The following is a 20,373-nucleotide window of genomic DNA, read 5'->3' as shown; positions in this document are numbered from 1 at the left end:
TCGGCAGCGTAACAATGTTCGACAAGGATAATGGTTTCGACGAAATCGCGAGTCGTCATCAGCAATGAGCTGATCGCTCGGGTCATAGACAGACGTTCCACGAGCGACCGCCGCGAACCGTGACTGGAAATGCAGCCAGTCGGCTTTTGGGACTTCAGTGACGGCCGCAAAGCGGAAGTATCTGGCGCGGCAGGTGCCATGCATGAAATGTCGCTTCACCCACGTCCAACAACACGTTCCCGTGCTGGCCAATTCCGGCCGCGGGGAAGGAAGATTGGATATTCACGATACGATTTGGCGGTTCAGGCGCGTCCGGCATGGGATGCCGGCAAGGACGTCGGCACCAAGCGACCTCTCACCCCGAAGCAAATTTGGGGCGCGCGCTTCTTTCTCGATCATGGTGGTCGGCTGCGGGACCGAGCGCTCTTCGACCTAGCGATCGACAGCGAGCTGCGCGGCTGCGACTTGGTCTAGATCATGATCGGCGACCTCGTTTCGGGCGCTGAGACCAGAACCCGTTCGAGGGTCATTCAACAGAAGACCAGTCTTCCAGTTCAGTTCGAGCTCACTGCCGACGTTCGGGCAAGTCTGCTCGCTTGGCTTGAACGTCGGGGCGGCTTGACGGACGACTATGCTTTCCCAAGTCGTGTTGATCACACCGGCCACCTCAGCACCAGGCAATATGCCTGGCTCGTGAACGAATGGGTCACCGCCATCGGGCTCCGGCGATCCGAATATGGTACGCATTAGCTGCGCCGGACGAAGCGTCGATGATTTACAAGGCGGCCGGCAATTCGCGGGCAATCCAGATACTCCCCGGCCATACCAAGATCGAAAATGCGGTCAGGTATCTTGGTATCGAACTCGAGGATACTCTTCTATTCGCTGAATGCACCGAAATCTGATGCTCGAGGCGGCCCGTGCAGCCTCACGAAGGGCCGCCTAAAGCCGGCGGCATGCGCCAACATTGCTGCCCACTAACCGCCACATCTTCCCGATTAACAGCAGTCTTACGTTCAGCTTGCTCACGGACAGCTCATTCATGGGAGCAAAAAGCCATCCGCTCAAATCTCGGTTCGATCGGCAAGAACAATGGCATTGTCGAACGCGGGCGGACGGCAGACGACCGGTCCAGCTTGACCATAACCGGACTGCAGTGCTCAACTCGCGAAATGGTTGGCACCATGCCTCTCGACGCGCCCGGCGTCATCGCCGCTGCGTTCGGTTGCGAGGCTGCGGTGGCCAGTATTGTCGCCACGAAAGCTGCCTATCGCCATTATCCCGCCCGTTCGATGATCGCCGGCAGCGAGGCATTGCCCCAACAACTCTACATCGTGATCGCAGGGCGCGCGCGGATGCTGGCATATGCAATCGACGGACGGCTGGTCGTGGTCGAGGACTTCAAAGCAGGCGCGCTGTTCGGCGAGGGTGCGCTGTTTGATTCCGCTGCTGCAAGCCACGAAGTGACGGCAGTCGACCCGGTCGACGCAGGCGCGTTCGAACGCCATGTCTTTCTCACTCTGATGAGCGGTTACAGCTGCATCGCGCTCGCGGTCTCACGCCTGCTCGTAGCGCGGCTCGAAGCAACGACACGCCGACTGGTCGAGGGCGCGACTCTGTCGGCAGCGGGGCGCATTCACGCTGAATTGTTGCGGCAGGCGCGGTCGAGCCCGGACATGACGATCCGCCCTGCTCCGGTACTCGCGACGCTCGCGCTGTCGGTCCAGAGCACGCGCGAGTCGGTGTCGCGGGCGATTAACGCCTTGCAAAAGCGCGGCATCATCCGCCGCGACGAGGTTGCGCTGACCGTGGTCGCACCACACCGGCTCGAAGAACTGATCTACTGAGGCGTCAGCGCGAACAGTCGCGCCCCGTCGCCGAGCTCGCCGACCCATTCCGCCCGCGCATCCGCCACATCGCACGCCGACAGGGCAGAGGCAAACGTCTCGCTGACGGTTGCCACCCCCGGCATCGCGCGTGCGGCAATCCGTTCGAGTTCGACAATGCCGGGGCCGACGAGCGCGGGCGGCATGTCGAGCCAGTGGGCGAGGGCGTAATGGCCCGCGATCCGCAGCGGTAACGGACCGTCATGCGCTGACATCAAGGCCGAGGCGAAGCGCCACGCCGCCGCCGGATCGGCAAAGCCGACGATCCGCGCATTGCCTGTCGGCAGGACGATGTCCGGCTGCGGATCGACCGACGCGATCCGTTCGCGAAACGGCGTGAGCATCGTATCGACGGTCGCGGCAAAGGCGCTGTCGTCGAGCGTGTCGAGCCCCGCGAACGCAATGTGGAGCATTGCGGCGAGACGCCGGTCGGGTCGTCCCTCGGGCGCCGTGCGCGCGCCAGAGGCGACGACAGGCGCGTCGCGCGGGTGGACGACAACGTGCTGCGAACGACCGCTGCGCGCCCAGCGCAGACCGTCGCGCGCGGTACCCAGCCCCGAACCGAACGGGCCGGGTCCCTCATCGACAACGAGCAATTGTACCGCCGCACTGTCGAGCATTCGCGCGTTGAGCACCGCCGACCCCATGGCGACATCGGCGGCGAGTGCGGTTGCCAGCGGCTCGTAATCGCCGCTGACGCGCGTCAGTTCGCGCACGCTGGTCGCAGCGTCGAGGCAGGCATCGAAGCGCCGGGTCCACGTGGGGGCGTACGGCGCGACCGACTGTGCGCGGAAAGTGTCGGCGGGGACGGGCAAGACGACATGCAATTCGGCCCCTGCGGCGAGCAGCGCTTCGGCGATCACGATGTCGGCCCCGGCCGCCAGCGCGCCATAGCCGAACCCGATCCGTGCCTCGGCGATCAGCGCGTCAACGCGCGCGCCGAGATCGCTGTCGGGCGCAACGCCCAGATGTCCGGCAAAATGCAGCGAACGGGGAGGGCGGAACCGGTCAAGCCACATCGCGGACTCACCACGCGCGGCCAAAACCAGCCGAAGCTGGGCGAGCGTCGATGCGTGGTCCGCCCATCCGTCTGGATCGGCGACATAGGCTTCGTCGAGCGCAGCCTCGGCTGCATCGACATCGCCAAAAAGCAAATGTGCTTCGGCGCGCGTCGCCGCCAGATAATAGGGTGTTTCGGCGATGGCATCGCCCGACGCCAGCCAGCCGAGCAGGTCGCGTGCGATCATTGCCGCACGCGCGCCGTCCCCTGCGAGCAGGGTCAGTGTCGCCATGTTGATGCGCGTATAGGGCTGGGGTGCCATCGCGTCGGCGGCGGCATAGGCACGCGCGGCCTCGGCGAAAGCCGGACCCTGTGCGTCTGGCGGCAGACGGAGCGCGGCGTCCTTGAGCAGCCGCCCTTTCACGGCAAGCGCACCGGGATCGCCGGTCCGCGCTCCATAATCCCCGGCAGCGAACAGCGCGCGCGCATGATCGAGACTGCCCGCGCGCGCAGCAGTGATAATCGCCGACAGGGTCGGCGTGCCGGTCGGGAGCGGGGCTAGGGGCATGTCGCGGACTTCACGGGGCAGCGCTAGCAAAGCGCGGGGAGCATGACGAATCGAAGGAGCCTTGCCGGGTCGCTCGGCAAGGCTCCTTCCCCCCGATGATACATGTCGGGGTAACCGTGAGGACTTACTTGGCCGTCGGCAGCGCGTTGGTGTCGGCGACGGCAACCTGTTCGCCGGTGCGGCCTGCCGTGCGGATCTGGCGTAGCGCCTCGATCTGCCGGGTGACCTCGACGACGTTGCTCTTGAAGCATCGGTTGGCCGCGACGCTGAGGCCGAGATCGCGGTGCTTATTGACGCCGCACGCTTCCATCGCTGCCATGTGGGCCTTGCGCGTCAGCGCGGCGACGCCTTCGGGGCTCGAGAGGTCATAGCCCTTCGAATTCAGTGCAACGGTTGTGAGATCATCGCGAGTTTGTCCTGCCAGCGCGGGGCCGGTGAAGGCGGTGACGGCGACGGTCGCGAGGATCAGGTTCTTGATGGTGCTGGTCATGGTCGTGGTCCTTTTCTTCGATTTCATGCCTGTCTGGCGAAGACCGGATTAGGCGGGGCGGGACGAAGAGGCGCGTGACGGCCATCACGCTTGCGTCACGTTTTTTGACAAAAGCAGCCCAGCGATTGACCCGCCCTTGTCGGGGCTTCTACGAAAGCGGGGTGACCGCCCCGCATCCGCCCCGTCCCGACAACCAAGGCGATGCGACGGACGCCGCGACCCCGCGCGCCGCGCTCAACATCGGAGTGACGGGGCACCGGCTCGAACGGCTGGGCGATGTCGATCCCGACCGGCTGCGGATAGCAATCGCGGGTGTGCTTGCCGATATCGAGGCGGCGAGCGGCGAGCGCGGGACCGTCGCACTGACGATGGTCAGCAGTATTGCGGACGGGGCCGACAGCATCGCCGCGCGTGCCGCCTTGGCGCGCGGCTGGGCGCTCGATGTGGTGCTGCCCTTTGCCGCCGACGATTATGCGCGCGATTTCGCGAAAGGTGCGGCGCGCACGACGTTTGAGGAAGAACGCTCTGCTGCGCGCGCGGTGTTCGAGCTACCGGGAATACGCGATGCGGGCGGCGAGGCGGCGGTCGCGTACGAGCGCGCCGGTCGGGTCGTGTTGACCCAGTGCGACATGCTGATCGCGGTGTGGGACGGCGAGCCCCTGCGCGGACGGGGTGGTGCAGCTCAGATTGTCGCCGAGGCCGTCGCGTCGAGCATTCCCGTTGTCCATATCGACCCGCGGACGCCCGACGCGCCGCACCTGCTGTGGTCGGGCCTCGAAGCCCATGATCTCGGCCAGCAAACCGTCGAGACGGTGCCGCGCGAGGGGATCGCGGCACTGGAAACGCTGGTTCGAGACCTGTGCTGTGTACCCGACGACGCGGGACAGGCCGATGCGCTGTTGCCCCGCTGGTCGATTGCCTTTGCCTGGCCGCTGTTCCTGACTCTGCTCGGCATCCGGCGCGTGCGGGTGTCGGATATGGTGCGTCCCCGTGTCTCGATCGAACCGGCGACGGGGCCACAGGAAACGGTGCAGACACGCTTCGCGAACGCCGATGCCGTCGCCGCGCATGCGGCACAGCTGTTCCGCAGCGGTTATGTCATGAATTTCAGCTTTGCCGCGCTCGCGGTGATCTTGTCGCTGCTCGGGTTCGTCCTGCCTGCCGCGACCAAGCCGGTGCTTGTCGTCCTCGAGCTTCTCGTCATCGGCACGATCCTCGGCGTCACCTGGGCGGGTAATCGCGCGGGGTGGCACCGGCGCTGGCTCGACAGCCGCAATCTGGCCGAACGGCTGCGCTGCCTGAACCTTTCCGCCGATGTCGGCGATCTCGACCTGCGGACCGATGGCGCGCGGTCGAGCGCCTGGGTCGGGTGGCAGGTGCGCGCCACCGCGCGCGCGCTCGGCCTGCCCTCGGCGCGTGTCGATGGGGCCTATCTGGCGCGGGTGCGCGACGCGCTGTCCGCGCTGATCGATGGGCAGGTCGCCTATCTATCGGGCGATGCGAAGCGGATGCATCGGCTCGAACACCGGTTGCACCGGCTGGGGCTGTTCCTGTTTGGGGCGACCGCGCTGGTCTGTGTGTTGACGCTGACGTTGAAAGCTGCGTCGGGGATGGGCCTGCACCTTGCCGCCGAGCCGGTCGAGCATTCGCTCGCGATGTGGCTGACCATCGGCAGTGCGGCGCTCCCCGCAATGGGGGCGGCGATCTATGGCATCAGGATGCAGGGCGACTTTGCCGGGATCGCCGAGCGCAACGAAGCGCTCGTCGACCATCTGGCATCGCTGCGCCGCGCCATCGATGCCGATGCGCTCGATTTCGACACGCTACGCAGGCGCGTCCGCCGCGCGACCGACCTGTTGACGACCGATCTCGACAACTGGCTGCAAACCTACCACGCCCGGCCGCTCGCGCTGCCGGGGTGAGAGTCGATCAGTGGCCGCTGCTGCCGCCGTGCGGATCGGTGCCGTTGCCTTCGGTCGTGTTATTGCCCGCCATCGCCGAATTGCCCGCACCGCCGCTGCTGTCCATCGCATTCCCGGTGCCGTTCGCCATGGCGTCGACCGCGTTGTTGTCGGCCATCGCTTCGGGTGCCGTGGCCATCGCGTTGTCGGTGGCGTTGGGCGTGGCGGGTGGTTTACACGCACTGAGCGCGACTAGCGATGTGGCGATGAAAAGCCCTGCTACGATCTTCTTCATGATGCACTCCCCCGTGGTTGACACCCGCAGTTAATCAAATCCCAGCGACTTAAGCAAAGCCGAAAATTCGGGCCGGTTGCGGATGGGATCGAGAAGCGGATCGGTTGCTGCGTATATCAGGCCCGTATCGCTCGCTTTTTGGGCTCCAAGCAGCGCGGCGATTGCCAAATCCGTTTTGCCCCATTGTGCCGCAATTTCCGCTTGCTGGTAGAGCGAGTTATCACCCAGACGCTCGATCAGGTCAGCTCGTGCTGCCTGCGCTTCCGCCGTTCGCCCGAGCTTCTGCTCGATAATCGCCAGTCCGGTCAGGCGAAACAGATCGATAGGCTCTCCGGCACAAATGTCGCGGGCTTCAGCGGCACGACCAGTCAGCAATAATGCATTGGCCTTGATCGCGCGGGCAAAGCCAAGGTTCGGCGCAAGCCGGATCGCGTGATCATAGTTGCCGATCGCCGAAGGATAGTCGCGGCGCGCATAATCCACCGTCCCAACCATTCGCCAGGCGCGCGGATTGAGTGGGTCAAGCTCACGCGCCTTGGTCGCGGCACGCTGGGCATCGGCGACACGTTTGGTCATCGCAAAGTAGAAGGCACACGGGATCAACACATCGGCATCGCCTGCGCCGAGCTGCGCTGCGCGCTCATAGGGTGCACGTGCGCCCTTCACATCGATCCGCCCGTTGAACAGCGTGTTGCCGAGCGCAATCTCGGTATCGACCAGATCGGGCGCGATCTTTGCCGCGTGCTGTGCGGTTGCGATGGCGGCGTCATACGCCGCGCGCAGTCCGTCGGGAACGGCATATTGATCCGCAATCAAGGCCTGAATGCGTGCCTTGAGCGCCAGCGCCGCCGCGTAATTGCCGTCGCGCGCCACGGCCGCGTCGATCTGTGCCAGTGCCGCGCGGTCCGACGCCTCGCCCGCGTCGGCGTTGTAGAGCGCCTTGGCGCGCAGATAGGCGTCATAGGCAGCGGGATCGTTGGTAGAGCCCTTGGCCTTCGACGCCGGATCGACCTTGACCGCGAGCGCACGCGCCACCGTATCGGCAATCTCGGTCTGGACGTTGAGCACATTGGCGGCGGGCCGGTCGAAGGTCTGCGACCAGCTGCTGAACCCGGTTTTCGCATCGATCAGCTCGGCGGCGACGCGGACCATATCGCCACCCTTTCGCACGCTCCCCTCGAGCAGGAAGGCGACGTCGAGCTTCTTCGCCACGCCCTTGGCATCGTCTTTCAGGTCGCGGAACAGGTTCGACGACGTGCGCGCCGCGACCTTCAGCCGCCCATTGCGAGCGAGCGCCGCGCGGACTTCCTCGGCCAGCCCGTCGGAGAAATAGGCCTGTGCCGGATCGCCGCTGAGATTGGCGAAGGGCAGCACTGCGACGCTGTTGGCATCGGCGGTGGCGGCAAAGGGCTTGAACACCACCAGCGCGCCGACCGCCGTCGCCGCAACGGCGGTGCCGCCCGCAAGCATGGCTGTGCGCCGCGAAACGCCGCTACGCTTTGCGATGCCCCGTTGCGGCGCGGGGGCACCGCTGACATCGGCAATGGCCGCAATCACAGAGTCGATTTCGGGCGCGCTGGTATTGCCGTGCCATTTCGACAGGTCGACCGCATGATACTGGCCGAACCCGAGCGGCGGCAATGTGCCGTCGAGCAGCACCGGCGCGAGGCGACCGCGCTGGCGGGCATGATCGGCCTCGTCGCGCACCCAATCGGACACGACTGATGCTGCCGACCAGACGACGATGACCGCATCGGCGGCCTGCAACCGCTCGGCGATCGTCTTGGCAAACGCCGCGCCGCCCTCGATCAGCACGTCCCACCAGACCTCAAACCCCGCCGCCGTCAGCGCATCAGCCAGCGGCTTCACGCGCGGCCGGTCGGTGCGTGCATAGCTGATGAAGACGGTCGGCTTGAGTGCCGCTTCGGTGCCCCCGGCCTCAGTCACATCGGGGAGACCTTGCCCACGGGGGCTGCCTTGGCGAGCTCGATCCAGCGACGATAATAGGACACGCGCGTGTAGATCGCCGGATAGGCCGGGAGCGCACAGCCGCGCCCCGACGACACGATGCCGACCAGCAGGCGCGGGCCGCCGGGGCTGTCGGGGTCGCGGGTCAGCGGCCCGCCGCTGTCGCCGCCGCAGACGTCCTTGCCGCCGGGCAGCGTTTTCGCCGCGTCGATCACGCCGGCGCACACAGTACGTTCGGGGTCGATCCCGCGCCCCACAATATTGCAGCTCTTCCCAGGCAGGGCCTGAAGCGCGATCTGGCGCAACACCGCCGAATTGACGTTCACCGTGCGGTTGTCGCGCGCCATGATGTTACGGCCCGGGTCCATCGACTCCATCATGCCCCAGCCGGTGACGAGCAGGTCGTCGTAATCGGTGAGGGAGCGGTCGGTCGGTCCGGGCAGCGCGACCCTATCGATCAGTCTCGGATCGAACGGGCGGCTGCCGCGCGGGCGCTTGAGATGGATGATCGCGATGTCGTTGGGGTAGGTGCCGCCCGCGACATAATCCTTGTGATAGGCGGCGCGGTCGACCGAGAAGACCTGCCCGCGATTGCCGCTGATCGTCTGGGTGCCCAGTCGCACCTTGCGCGCCTTCAGAAAGGCAACGTCGGGCCGGAACACGCAATGCGCCGCGGTCAACAGCCAGTCGTCGCCGATATAGACCGCACCGCAGCGATGATTGCGGTCCCAGTCCGCGCGCGTGCCGAGGTGGAACCCGGCATCGGCATTCTTGGCGACCAGTGCGTTGTCGTCGGCGACCTCTTCGGGCGTGTAGGGCACGACGGTGAAAATCTGGGCTTGCCAAGGTGCAGTGCCGGGAGGTGCAACCTTGCCGCCGACGATGCGGCCATTGCCGGGATCGGGTTCAGGCGGCGTGTCGGGGTTCTGCACCGGCGGCGTCTCAGGCACCGTCTGCGCCGCCGCCGCCATCGGCACGGCGGCGAGCAGCAATAGGGCGAATCCGGCGCGGTTCATCATTGTTTACCTTCGAGCATCGGGTCGCCGGGCGCAACCACCCGCGCGGGCAGGACAATCGCGCTCCAGTCGCCGACCGCGGGGACCGTTGCGTCGCGGGTGCCGCCATTGGCGTCGCACAGCAGCCGTGCGAGCGTCGATCCGCACGCTTCGACACTGCGCGCGCCGCTATTCTGTTCGAGCGCGGCAGCATTGATCGGCGTGTCGCTGGCGAGCACCATGAACAGGTAATTGCCCGCCGAGCGCGGCGTGATCTGCTGGTTCTGCGGCAGCATTCGTCGCTTGGACAGTGCTTCGTCGGTCACGCCGACGATCGGCAGGATCTGGCGGACGTTATACTGCGCGTCGATGCCGAAAACGTAGAAATGGCGCGGGCGGTCGGTCGCATTGAACACGCGCACGCGCACCGGCTTGCCGCTTTCGAGCACCCTCCCGTAGCGTCCGGTCACCGGCGCGCAGGGCGCGGCCCCCAGCGGCGCATTATCGAGGCAGAAATCCACATCGCCCTTGGCCGGGTCGCTCCGCAGCGCAAGCATTGCCTGTACCCGCGCGACGCGACGGAGCGCGGCGGCAAGTGCATCGATCAGGCTTGGGCCAGGGTCGGACGGCAGCACCTCGACCACGCCGCCGTCAGGTGTCGTCAGCAGGTGACGCATCCCCTGCCCGCTCTGGCCGAAGCTCAGCACGAGCTGCGGCGGCCCTTCGAAACTGACGAACGGCAGGGTGGCAAGATCGCGCTTGAACGCCGCTTCGCGCGTTGCATCGAGCGCAAAGCCCAGCCGCAGCTGGCGGTCGCCGAACGCATGGTCGGTCTCGCGCGCGCGCAGAAGGCCGCTTGCCGTGCGGTCGAGCGTCAGCGTCGCGGCGAAATCGTCGAGCGCGGTGACACGGCCCGTCGCAACCGGTTGCGGGTCGGCAGCAATGGCACGCGCTCGGTCGGGGAAGAGTGCATAGACCGACCCCATCGTCACGCCCGCCAGCCGTCCGGCAGCGAGCTTTGCCGAGGTGCCGCTCGCCTCGACATCGACCAGAGGAATGTTGCTGTTCGCCCCGCCCAATGTCGCGTTCAGCGCGCCCTCGACCTGCGGATGCTGGTCGGTGCGTCCCGTATCGCGCACCGCCAGCTGCACCGCCGTCGCAATGTCACCGAAGGTCGCGCCCGCCAGACGCGGCTGGGCGATCGTTTTGACAAAGGCATCGGTGAACAGCCCCCCGTGCCGCCCGCCGCCCATCGGCACCTCGTAGGATTGCTCGTCATCGGTAGAGGCGCCGAAATGGACCCAATAGCCCGGCCCCGCGACCACCGCGACATCGGCCGGGGTCGCGATAGGCAGCGGCGGCGCGCTGCGCTTGCGACCGGCCGGCCCCATCCCGCGCGCGCCTGTACCCGAATGGCAGGAGTCGAAGATCGACACGAAATTGACGCCCTTCGCAACCGCGCGGTTGATGAAGACGCGGATGTCGTGGTCGAGTATATCGCCCTGCACCGTCGCATCGGGGCTGCGCGCGTCGACCGGCAGGATGGTGCTGTTGCGCCCCGACACCTGGGTCCTGAGCGACCCGTCGTCGGTCTGCGACCCGTGTCCGGCGAAGAAGAAGATCAGCGTGTCGCCCTTGGCCGCCGCAGCGATCTGGCGGTCGAGCGCGGCGAGGATCGCCTTTTTCGTCGCGCAGTTGTCGATCAACGTCACCGAAACGCCCGCCCCGTTCGGGCAGCCGCGCTGTCGCGTCGGTCCCACATCGATGCCATAGGCGGATTGCAGCGCCGCCTTGGTCCGCCCGACATCGCTGACCGCGCCTTCGAGGTCGTCGAAGTCGTTTTCGGGGGCGTTCGAGTAGCGGTACTTGTCGATGCCGACGAAGACGCTGCGGATCGTTGCTGCACTGGCCCCGAGCGGCATCGCGAGCGCGAGCAGGAACAGGACGACCCGCGTCACGGCGTCCGTTTCCGCAATACGGTGCTGCTCGGCCGCCCGGTGAAGTCGAACAGCGCAGGTTCCTGTGGCTTGGGCTTTTCGACCGGGACCAGCGGCACGAGATCGAAATCGCGGCTGCCGAGAGTGCTGTAGCGTTTGAGGCGCACATCCTCGCTCAAGGCAGGCAGACGCTCGGTCGCATAGCGCAGCCATTCGTCGAGCGTGATCGCACCGTCCCTGTCGCGGTCGGCACGCCCGAAACCGCCGGCGTCGATCCCCTCCCCGGCCAGCGCCCAGGTCAAAAGCCCGTGGCCGAGCTTGTCGTCCTCGAGCGCGACATCGGCATTCTGCGTCGCCGCGAGAATGCGGATACCCTTGTCGAACGCCAGCTGGCCGAGATTGGCATCGCCCATCGGCCCCGGCTTGAACCCGCCCGCATCGACGCTCGCTGCCGAATTGCACGCATCGATGATGAAGGCGATCTCGCCCGCGTCGACGCCGCTCAGCCAGTTGCCGAGATCGATGGCGGACACGAACCGCGACGTGTCGGGCGGGGTTGCCGGGTCGATGGCCTTGGCATCGCTCGGGATCAGAAAGAAATTGCCGGTCTTGTCGGCCCAGCCGTGCCCGGCATATGCGATGATGACGATGTCGTCGGGGGATGCCGCGTCGAGTGCCGAGGCGTCGAAGCCAGCCTCTCGGAGCTTTTCGAGCAGCGGTCCACGTGGAGCGCCCGCAAGGATGCCGAGCGCCGCGCTTATGGTTTCCTTCGAAATCGCGCGCGACGCCCCACTCGGCGCGGTCAGTGCGACCCGCCGCACATCGCCCTCGCCAAAGCCCGGGATCGCCGCGAGCCGCGTCGCGATCAGATCGGCATCGCGCGCAGCAAAGCGCAGCTTGAGCCGCGTATCTGTATAGGCATCGATCCCGATCGTCAGCACATAGGCACGTCGTGGGCGTGGAGTTGTCGCGGGCCGGTCATAGGTCAGAGCCGCCGTCTCGCTTTTGATGCGGTCCTCGTTGAACGCATAGGCACTGAATCGCACTTCCTTGATGTCCGCACCGGTCGGCAAGGCGACGACCCGGCGGTAGCGCGCGACGCCATCGGGACCGGTTCGCACCAGATTGGCGGTGCGCCAGTCGTCCAACGACAGCCCGGCCCGGTCAGTCACCCCTGGGAGGCGCGCGACGAGATTGCCATCGCGAAACAGGCGAAGGTCGTAGATTGCGCTCGACGTCTTGCCGAACCGGGCCTCGGGCTTGTTGCCGGGTCGCGCGACGATCTCGACCCAGGCGGTATCGGGTTTAGGCCCCGGCGTGAAGCGGGCAATCTCGACGGTCGGCAGCGCGCGGTTGAGCTGGACCACCGATGGCACCCGCTTGAACATCTGGTCGCAGTTGCCCGCCGCAGTACACGCCAGCGCCCGCCCGCCGAGGCGCGGCTCGAAATAGTCGCGCATAAAGGTTTGCGGGCCGAGCGATTCGAACGCCGAGTCGGTCACGATCCAGCGAAACTGGTCGCTGTCCGCGCCCAGATCGGTGTCGTAGCGACGGTCGGGGGTCAACGTGAAATAATGCCCGCCGGGAATCAGCCAGGTCGAGATCATATCGAAAGTGCTGCGGGTCAAGTCGAACGATGACGGCCAGAACCGGATCCCGTCGTTCCGGGTCACGGCCCAGTAGACGTTGTTGCCGGGCATCAACCCCGCCGCAACGACCCCATCGAGCTTGCGCGTCACACGCGGTGCAGCACCCGGTCGATTGGGGCCGATGTCGATCAGCGACACCGTATCAAAGGACGAGCTATATTCGTGCCAGCTCAGTCCGTCGGCGGCGACCGCAGGCTGGGTAAAGGGCAGTGCGGGCGGCGTATTCGGCCCGACTTCGATGGGGGGCTTGCCCGGCTCCCAGTTGAAATGGCGACCGTTGAGCGTCGCGATCACCGATCGGCCGTCGGGGGCATAGGCCAGCGCGGCATAACTATAGTCGGGCATCGGCGTCTGCGCGATGGTCGCACCGCTCGCGGCATCGTACAGCCGCAAGACATAGGTCTTTGCGGGGGCCGCTCCCGCGTAGAACACGGCGATCCGGCTGCCATCGGGGGACGGCGCGATGTGGCTGATGACGGCCCCCTTGAAGCTCGCTTCGTCGAGCGTGCGCCAACCGCTGCCTGGATCGTAGCGCATCAGCCCCCGCGCCGCCGTCATGTCGGTGGAACAGTTCCCGAGCCCCGCGCCGACCAGCACATCGCCCTTCAATGGCACCACAAAGCAGCGTTCGGGAACCGGCGGGGCAACCTCCTGGCCCGTCGTCACATCGACAATCCGCGCGGGTGTGGGCGGGCGTGGATCGGGCAGGAATTTTGAATCGCCGATGGCAATGGCGAGGTCGTTCCGGGCCAGCAGGATGCGCTTGTCATCAAGCCACGTCACCCGTGCATAAGCACCCGGGACGGTGATGGGCTTCGGTTGGGTGGATGTCGGAATCTCGAACAACAAAACCCGCGTGCTCGCGGGCTGGGCACGTAGCCCTTCGTCAATGTCGACAATGTAGCTCCCGTCTTCGCGAAATCTGCGAGCGTCGACGATCAGCGCCATCGTGCGTCCATCGGGCGACAGCGCCGCGTGCGTGAACGCGAGCGGTGGCGGCTTTTGCAGGCGGCGGATCACGCGGTCATTGGCGTCGAGCACGCGCAGCGCCGGGTCGTCTGTGGTGCGACCGTTGACCAAAGTCATCAGCCCGTTGTGCGCGTAGGTGCGTCCGCCATCGTCCGACCTGGCAACGGTATTGGCCGCACCACCGGGGGCACATGCCACCTTGTCTTCGAACGGGGTCGAGCGGTTCCAGATTCCGGCTTTACCCAGCGGGTAACGCAGTTCGACATAGCGGCAGAACTTCTCGTCGTCGGCTGAAACAAGACGACCACGCACAGTCATTCGGGCGTCCTTGTCGACCTCGACCGCCACTTGGGACGGCTCGAACCACTCGTCGTCGGCAAAGGACGGAAAATCGATCTTGTTGATCAGCCGCCCGGTCGCGACCTCCCAGACGAACACCTTTTGATCGAGTGCGTGGACGGCAACGACGAACTTGTCGTCCCACGTCCACGCGACGGCGTCCGCGGCTGAACCCCCTGGATTTTGCGATTGCAGGATGAGGCGGGCATAGGCTGGGTAAAAGGCATCCCCGACCCGCGTCCGGGGCGGCGCGTCAGCCGTCTGGGCAACACCGGTCCCGATCCCGAACAGCGTCACGAGCACGGCAAGCACGATGCGAACCAGAACCGGCATACGCAGAACGCTCATCGCAGCCCCCTTGTGGCGGATGCCTACCGCATTTGTCGAGTAGCTCCTAGCTGCGGCGGATCGCTGCTGATTCAACCTAAGGCGCCGGGTAACTTATCCCACAGTGGTTCCGCGCTTCCCGTTGTAGCAAATCGGTATGTTGGCACGGAACGGTCGGTCTTTGGATCACGACCAGTGATTGCCGTGGATGGGCTGGATTAGCCCCGAAGCTGCCATACGCAAGCAGATGAATGAAAGGCCGGTTCAAGCCTTTGTAGCTCAATAGGAGACTTTCCGGACTGTCCAACGAAGCTGCCGTCACGCTACCCGTGACCATGGCACTGAAATTTCCCATTGTTCTGAGTGCCCATCTTGGTAGGCTTTGGGGCACCAGTGTTCACTGCACAAAATCGTCCGGGGGACGATTTTGGCGTGAACACTCCCGAGCGAAGCGAAGGGGTGCGCTGCCGGGGCACGATTTAGCGAAGCTAGATTGCCCACCGGCTAGCACGGCCGGCCTGAGCGAAGCTTAGGACCGACGACGGCGCGGCTTTGCCGCGACGCACACCCTCCTTACTTCGCCCGCGCCGCAATCCACTCGTCGACCCGCCGCTCCAGGATCGACAGCGGCTGCGAGCCCGAGGCGATCAGCAGGTCGTGAAATCCCTTCAGATCGAACTTCGCGCCCAGCGCGGCTTCGGCTTTTTTGCGCTGCTCCACGATCTTGAGCATGCCGATCTTATAGCCGGTCGCTTGTCCGGGCAGCGTGATGTAGCGCCGCACTTCCGAGCGAGACCGTTGCAGCGGCTGGCGACCCGTCGTCGTCATATATTCGACTGCGGCATCCTCGGTCCAACCAAGTGCGTGGAGGCCGGTGTCGGTCACGAGGCGCGCGGCGCGGAACAGTTCGGCGTCGAGGCGCATGAAATCGGCGGCAATGTCGGGGTAAGCTCCCATTTCCTTGCATACGGCTTCGGCATACAGGCCCCAGCCTTCGCCGAACGCCACATAGCCCGTCACCGCACGGAATTTCGGCCCGCCTTTTTGCCGCACCTGGATATCGCCCTGCGTGTTGTGGCCGGGGACAGCCTCATGGCACATCAGCGTGTAGAGAGCCGCCGGGTCGGTGGTGTTGCCGACCAGATGGACATAGGTCCGCGCCGGTCGCTTGCCGTCGGGGCTCGGCGCGGAGGCGTGCGCGGCCCCGCCCGCCACTTCGCTGAACGCCGGTTCGCGCACCACTTCGATCCCGTAAGCCGGCAGCATCCCGAAATAGCCGGGGAGCAAGGCGCGTGTCTTGGCGACAAAAGCATTGGCGGTGGCCAGATATTCGGCGCGCGATGCATCGTCATAGGGCTTTGGCGGGAACAGCCGCGCACGTTTGGCGTAATAGGCGCTGCGGTCCTTGAACCCGGCCTGCCGCGCCAGCGCGTCCTGCTCGCCCTCGATCCGCGCGACTTCTTTCAGGCCGATGGCGTGAATCTGCGCGGCGGTCAGGTCGGTCGTCGTGTTGAGTTTCAGTTCGTTGGCATAATAGGCCGCGCCGCCCGGCAGCGAAATTGCGCCCACGCGCCCGCTCTTCGCGGTCGGCAGTTCGGATTTGGCCCAGGCAATCACGCGCGCATAGGCCGGCTTCAGCGCAAGAATGGCTGTACGTGCTTCGGCCAGCCGTGCATCGGCGTCGCTGCGCGACAGCTTGTTCGCGGCGACCAAGGCTTCGGTCTTCGCCTTCACATCGGCCCAGAGCGCGGCATCGGGACCGGGGCCGAAGGGCGCACCGCTGACCAGTTTCGTGCTGCCGTCGATGATCCAGTCGATCTGGAATTTCGGCGCGCGGATCCCTGCGGCGCTGCTTACCTTGCTACGCGCGATCGCGACGTCGAGCACGGCAGGCATGCCGCGCAGTCGGGCGATATAGTTCTGCAAGTCTATCGCGTCGGCGACAGTGTGCGTGTTGACCAGGAAATCGGGCAGCTGGCTGTGCAGCGAGTAAAGCCGCGAATAAAAGGGCGGACGATAGCGGCGGTCGGCCTGCGACAGCGCGGCACGCTCGGCCTCGAGCGCCCAGATATCGTAATTCACCTGCGCTTCGGGCGACAGGCGTGCGCGGTCGAACTGCGCCTTCATCCGCGCGACGCTCGCCTTGCGCCACGCGAGCTGGTCGATCGCGGCCTTGTCGCCGATGTCGTTCCAGCGGTCGCCACCGTCCTTGATGCCGAGGCGCGTCGCCAGCTGCGGCTGGGTTTTGACATATTCGGCGAATTCGGCGTCGAGGAAGGCGGTCAGCCGCGCATCCTCGCTGCTTGCGGTCGCTGCGGCCACCGGCGTTTGCGCGGGCGCGCCGGTCGCCGGGAGGAGCAGGCTTGCGGCAACGATAGCGAGGCCAAACATCGGTTTCTGCTTCATAAAATATCCTTTGGCCGTCAGGCCTTGTACAGCGCGTCCAGCCGCTCGCCATAGACTTCGCGAATCTTGTGCCGCCGGATCTTCATCGACGGGGTCAGCATCTCGTTGTCGACCGTGAACGCGTCCGCCGTCAGGCACACCCGGCGTACCTTTTCGGTGACCGACAGCTCGGCATTGACCCGGTCGACTGCCGCCATGATCGCACGCTGGACGGCGGGGTCGCCGCACAGCGCGGTGACATCGGGCTTCACGTCATTCTTGATGCACCAGTCCTGCAGCCATTCGGGATCGGGTACGACCAGCCCGACGAGATGCGGCCGCTTGTCGCCCGCGACCATGGCCTGGATGATTTCGGGTTGCAGCGTCAGCATCCCCTCGACCTTTTGCGGGGACACGTTGTCGCCCTTGTCGTTGACGATCAGGTCCTTTTTGCGGTCGGTAATGACGATGCGGCCCTTGTCGTCGATATGGCCGACGTCGCCGGTGTGGAGCCAGCCGTCGATCAGGACGCGCGCGGTCTCCGCCTCGTTGTTCCAATAGCCGTGCATGACGAGCTCGCCGCGCACCAGGATTTCGCCGTCTTCGGCGATGCGGACTTCGGTGTCCTTCATCGGCGGGCCGACGGTGTCCATCTTGAGGCCCGCCTTGGGCCGGTTGCAACTGATGACCGGACCGGACTCGGTCTGGCCGTACCCCTGCAACAGGGTCAGCCCGAGCGCGTGGAAGAACACGCCGATTTCGGGATTGAGCGGTGCGCCGCCCGACACCAGCGCCTTGATCCGCCCGCCGAACTTGGCCTGCACCTTGGGCCGCAGCGTCTTTTTGATGAAGAAATCGACTGGCTTGTCCCAGAAGGGCACCCCCTTGCCGAGGTCTTTGGCACCCAGCGACAGCGCGCGTTGGAGGAGTTTTGGCGCGAGGCCGCCCTGTTTCTCGATATTCTTGACGATCCGCGCGCGCAGCACTTCGAACAGGCGCGGCACGACGACCATCAGGGTCGGGCGGACTTCCTCGATGTTCGACGCGAGCTTTTCGAGCCCTTCGGCGTAATAGATTTGCCCGCCCAGCCCGATCGGCAGGAACTGCCCGCCCGAATGCTCATACGCATGGCTGAGCGGCAGGAACGACAGAAAGATTTCGTCGTCCCAGCCATAATCGTTCGACACGATATCGATGCAGCCCGCGACATTGTGCAGGATCGCGCCATGATGCTGGCGCACGCCGCGCGGGGACCCGCCGGTGCCGCTGGTATAGATCAGGCAGGCCAGGTCGCTGCGCTGAAAATCGGCAGCGGCTGCCGCTGCCGCGACGTCGGGCGTCTGGCCCGCGATCAGCGCATTCCAGTCTTGCAGCACGATCTCGCCCGACTGGCCGATGCGGACGTCTTCGATGCCGATCACGGTCTTGCAATGCGTCGAGCGCAGCACGGCCGGGAGCAGGGTGCGCGCGAGTTTTGCGGTCGAGACGATGGCCGCCTTCGCGCCTGAGTCGCCCAAAATATGCGCGTGGTCGCGTTCGGTATTGGTGACATAGGTCGGCACCGTCACACAGCCTGCGGCCATGATCGCCAGATCGGCGATACACCATTCGGGCCGGTTTTCGCTGACCAGCATCACCCGGTCGCCGCGTTGGAGGCCCATCGCCTTGAGCGCGGCGGCAAGGCTCGCAACTTCGAGCGCGGTCTGCGCCCAGCTGCGCGATTCCCAGCCCTTGCCCGCCTTGTGCGACAGGAACGGCGCGTCGCCGTTCTCCGCCGCGCGCGTAAAGAACATCGTCACGAGGTTGGGGAATGTCTCGAACGTCCGCATGTCTCTCCTCATCCTCCCTCTCCTTAAAGGGGAGAGGGAAATGCGAGCGCAGCGAGCGAGGGAGAGGGGCCGGGTTTCCCGGCTCTCGGCACTCTCCTCTCCCTGGCGCTGCGCGCCTGTCCCTCTCCCCTTCAGGGAGAGGGAGATATCACTCGCTCAGCGCCTCGCCCTTGCTGCGCGGATCTGCGGCCCCGACCCAGCCCTTGGACGTGCGCTCGACCGCGTTCAGTTTCGAGCCGAGGTCGGTGGACACCACCGTACGCCCGAGTGCTGCCAATTCGTTCGACATCGCCGACAGCTTCGTCCCCTGTTCGACCAGGATGGCGTCGCCGCCGAAATAGATGTTGGGCAAGCCCAGCGCGTTCTTGGCGGGCAGTCCCCAGTCGAGCACGCCGACTAGCGCCTTCATGACATGCATGATGATGCGTTTGCCGCCCGCCGAGCCGACCGCGAGCACGACCTTGCCATCGGGGCCGTAAACGATCGTCGGCGACATCGAGGACAAGGGCCGCTTGCCTGCCGCGACGGCGTTGGCCACCGGCGCGCCGTCCTTGACGGGGGCAAAGGTGAAATCGGTCAGCTCATTGTTGAGGACGAACCCTTCGGCAATCAGCTGGCTGCCGAACGGCCCTTCGACGGTCGAGGTCATGCTCGCGACATTGCCGCTCCCGTCGACCGCGACGAAATGCGTGGTGCCCGCAACTTCGGACGACAGCGCAGCGGTGCGCGCCTCGGCCCCCGGCGGGGTGCCCGCCTCGTATTTCGCCAGCGAGGTCTTTTCGGAAATCAGCGCCGAGCGCGATTTGACGTAGGCCGGATCGAGCAGCCCCGCGACCGGCACTTTCACAAACCCCGGATCGCCCAGATATTTTTCACGGTCGGCATAGCCCAGCCCCATGGCCTCGGCGATCAGATGCCAGCCGACCGGGCTGTCCGGCCCCAATGCCTTCATGTCGAAGCGCTCGATCATGCCGAGCATTTGCAGCACGGTGGTTGCGCCCGACGACGGTGGGCCCATGCCGCAGACTTTATACTGGCGGTACGGACGGCAGACGGCGGCGCGGTCGACGACCTTATAGGCGGCGAGATCGGCTGCGGTCAGTTGCGTCGGGCTGCGGGTCGAACCGGCGACGGTGGCGGTGATCGCGCGGCCGGTCTGTCCCGCGTAGAACGCCCGTGCACCGCCCTTGGCGATACGGCGCAGGGTGGCGGCGAGCGCCGGGTTCTTGACGGTCGACCCTTCCGCCTTGGGCCGGTCGCCATCCCAATAAATCGCGCGCGCCGCCGGAAAATCCTTCCACAAGGGCGCGACGGTGCGGAGCAGCGCGGCGGTCGGGCCGCTGACGGTATAGCCGTCCTCAGCCAGCTTGATCGCGGGCTGGAACAGCTTGCCCCAGGCGAGCTTGCCCCAGCGGGCATGGACACGTTCCATCAGGCGGATATTGCCGGGCACGCCGACCGACTTGCCGCCGGGAAAAGCCTGGATGAAGGGGAGCGGTTTGCCGTCCGCGCCGAGAAACAATTCGGGTTTCGCGCTTGCGGGTGCCTTTTCGCGGCCGTCGATCGTGCCGATCCGTCCGGTCTTCGCGTCGTGGTACAGGATGAACCCGCCGCCACCGATGCCCGAGGACTGCGGCTCGACCACGGTCAGCGCCAGCATCATCGCCATCGCGGCGTCGGCGGCGCTGCCTCCCTGGCGCAGGATTTCCTGCCCGGCCTCGGCAGCGCGCGGGTCGGCGGCGGAGACGGCTCCCCCATCGGCAAGGACGGGCTGGGCGGCGAAGAGGGCGAGCAGCCCGATGAGTTTGCGGATCATGGACGGCATCCTAGGGCGC

12 protein-coding genes and 1 pseudogene are annotated in these 20,373 nt (G+C 65.9%); 3 read left to right on the top strand and 10 right to left on the bottom strand.

Features of this window, described 5'->3' with window-relative positions; all coding sequences use genetic code 11:
- Positions 1-273: 273 nt before the first annotated feature.
- Positions 274-905: pseudogene (locus M0209_RS11555) on the top strand (tyrosine-type recombinase/integrase).
- Between the two features lie 267 nt (positions 906-1,172).
- Positions 1,173-1,847, top strand: coding sequence for a Crp/Fnr family transcriptional regulator (locus M0209_RS11550; protein ID WP_258888419.1), 675 nt, complete (start codon positions 1,173-1,175; stop codon positions 1,845-1,847).
- On the opposite strand, the gene M0209_RS11545 is transcribed toward M0209_RS11550, so the two are convergent.
- Complete coding sequence (locus M0209_RS11545) at positions 1,841-3,454, bottom strand: hypothetical protein (RefSeq protein WP_258888418.1); 1,614 nt, start codon at positions 3,452-3,454, stop codon at positions 1,841-1,843. The genes M0209_RS11550 and M0209_RS11545 overlap by 7 nt on opposite strands.
- A 124-nt stretch (positions 3,455-3,578) precedes the next feature.
- Entirely contained in the window at positions 3,579-3,944 is a 366-nt protein-coding gene (locus M0209_RS11540) for a UrcA family protein (RefSeq protein ID WP_258888417.1), read from the bottom strand.
- 161 nt (positions 3,945-4,105) lie between these two features.
- On the opposite strand from M0209_RS11540, the gene M0209_RS11535 reads away from it, so the two are divergent.
- Positions 4,106-5,866: a hypothetical protein gene (locus tag M0209_RS11535; protein ID WP_258888416.1), complete on the top strand. Its 1,761-nt coding sequence runs from the start codon at positions 4,106-4,108 to the stop codon at positions 5,864-5,866.
- Between the two features lie 7 nt (positions 5,867-5,873).
- Here the strand turns inward: M0209_RS11535 and M0209_RS11530 are convergent, their stop codons facing one another.
- The 8 genes from M0209_RS11530 to ggt all read right to left on the bottom strand — a co-directional run bounded on the left by M0209_RS11530 (position 5,874) and on the right by ggt (position 20,354).
- Positions 5,874-6,140 (bottom strand): hypothetical protein, encoded by a 267-nt coding sequence (locus tag M0209_RS11530; protein ID WP_258888415.1) that lies wholly within the window; start codon positions 6,138-6,140, stop codon positions 5,874-5,876.
- Positions 6,141-6,170: 30 nt separating this feature from the next.
- Positions 6,171-8,087, bottom strand: coding sequence for a TIR domain-containing protein (locus tag M0209_RS11525; protein ID WP_258888414.1), 1,917 nt, complete (start codon positions 8,085-8,087; stop codon positions 6,171-6,173).
- On the bottom strand, positions 8,084-9,127 hold the full coding sequence (locus tag M0209_RS11520) for a serine protease (protein ID WP_258888413.1): 1,044 nt from the start codon (positions 9,125-9,127) through the stop codon (positions 8,084-8,086). The genes M0209_RS11525 and M0209_RS11520 overlap by 4 nt, the downstream gene beginning before the upstream one ends.
- On the bottom strand, positions 9,124-11,061 hold the full coding sequence (locus tag M0209_RS11515) for a caspase family protein (protein WP_258888412.1): 1,938 nt from the start codon (positions 11,059-11,061) through the stop codon (positions 9,124-9,126). The genes M0209_RS11520 and M0209_RS11515 overlap by 4 nt, the downstream gene beginning before the upstream one ends.
- Entirely contained in the window at positions 11,058-14,345 is a 3,288-nt protein-coding gene (locus M0209_RS11510; RefSeq protein WP_258888411.1) for a caspase family protein, read from the bottom strand. Before M0209_RS11510 ends, M0209_RS11515 begins: the two co-directional genes overlap by 4 nt.
- Before the next feature lie 552 nt (positions 14,346-14,897).
- Positions 14,898-16,730, bottom strand: a complete 1,833-nt coding sequence (locus M0209_RS11505) for a DUF885 family protein (RefSeq protein ID WP_258888410.1) — start codon at positions 16,728-16,730, stop codon at positions 14,898-14,900.
- Between the two features lie 17 nt (positions 16,731-16,747).
- On the bottom strand, positions 16,748-18,538 hold the full coding sequence (locus M0209_RS11500; protein ID WP_258889627.1) for a long-chain fatty acid--CoA ligase: 1,791 nt from the start codon (positions 18,536-18,538) through the stop codon (positions 16,748-16,750).
- Between the two features lie 148 nt (positions 18,539-18,686).
- The gene (gene ggt / locus M0209_RS11495; RefSeq protein ID WP_258888409.1) at positions 18,687-20,354 is read right to left on the bottom strand and encodes a gamma-glutamyltransferase; all 1,668 of its coding nucleotides are present in this window, start codon (positions 20,352-20,354) and stop codon (positions 18,687-18,689) included.
- Positions 20,355-20,373 lie beyond the last annotated feature (19 nt).

This window comes from Sphingomonas sp. SUN039, assembly GCF_024758725.1.
In the GTDB taxonomy this organism is placed as follows: domain Bacteria; phylum Pseudomonadota; class Alphaproteobacteria; order Sphingomonadales; family Sphingomonadaceae; genus Sphingomonas_O.
The sequence above is the reverse complement of the archived record's forward strand: the minus strand, read 5'-3'. Positions and strand labels throughout refer to the sequence as shown.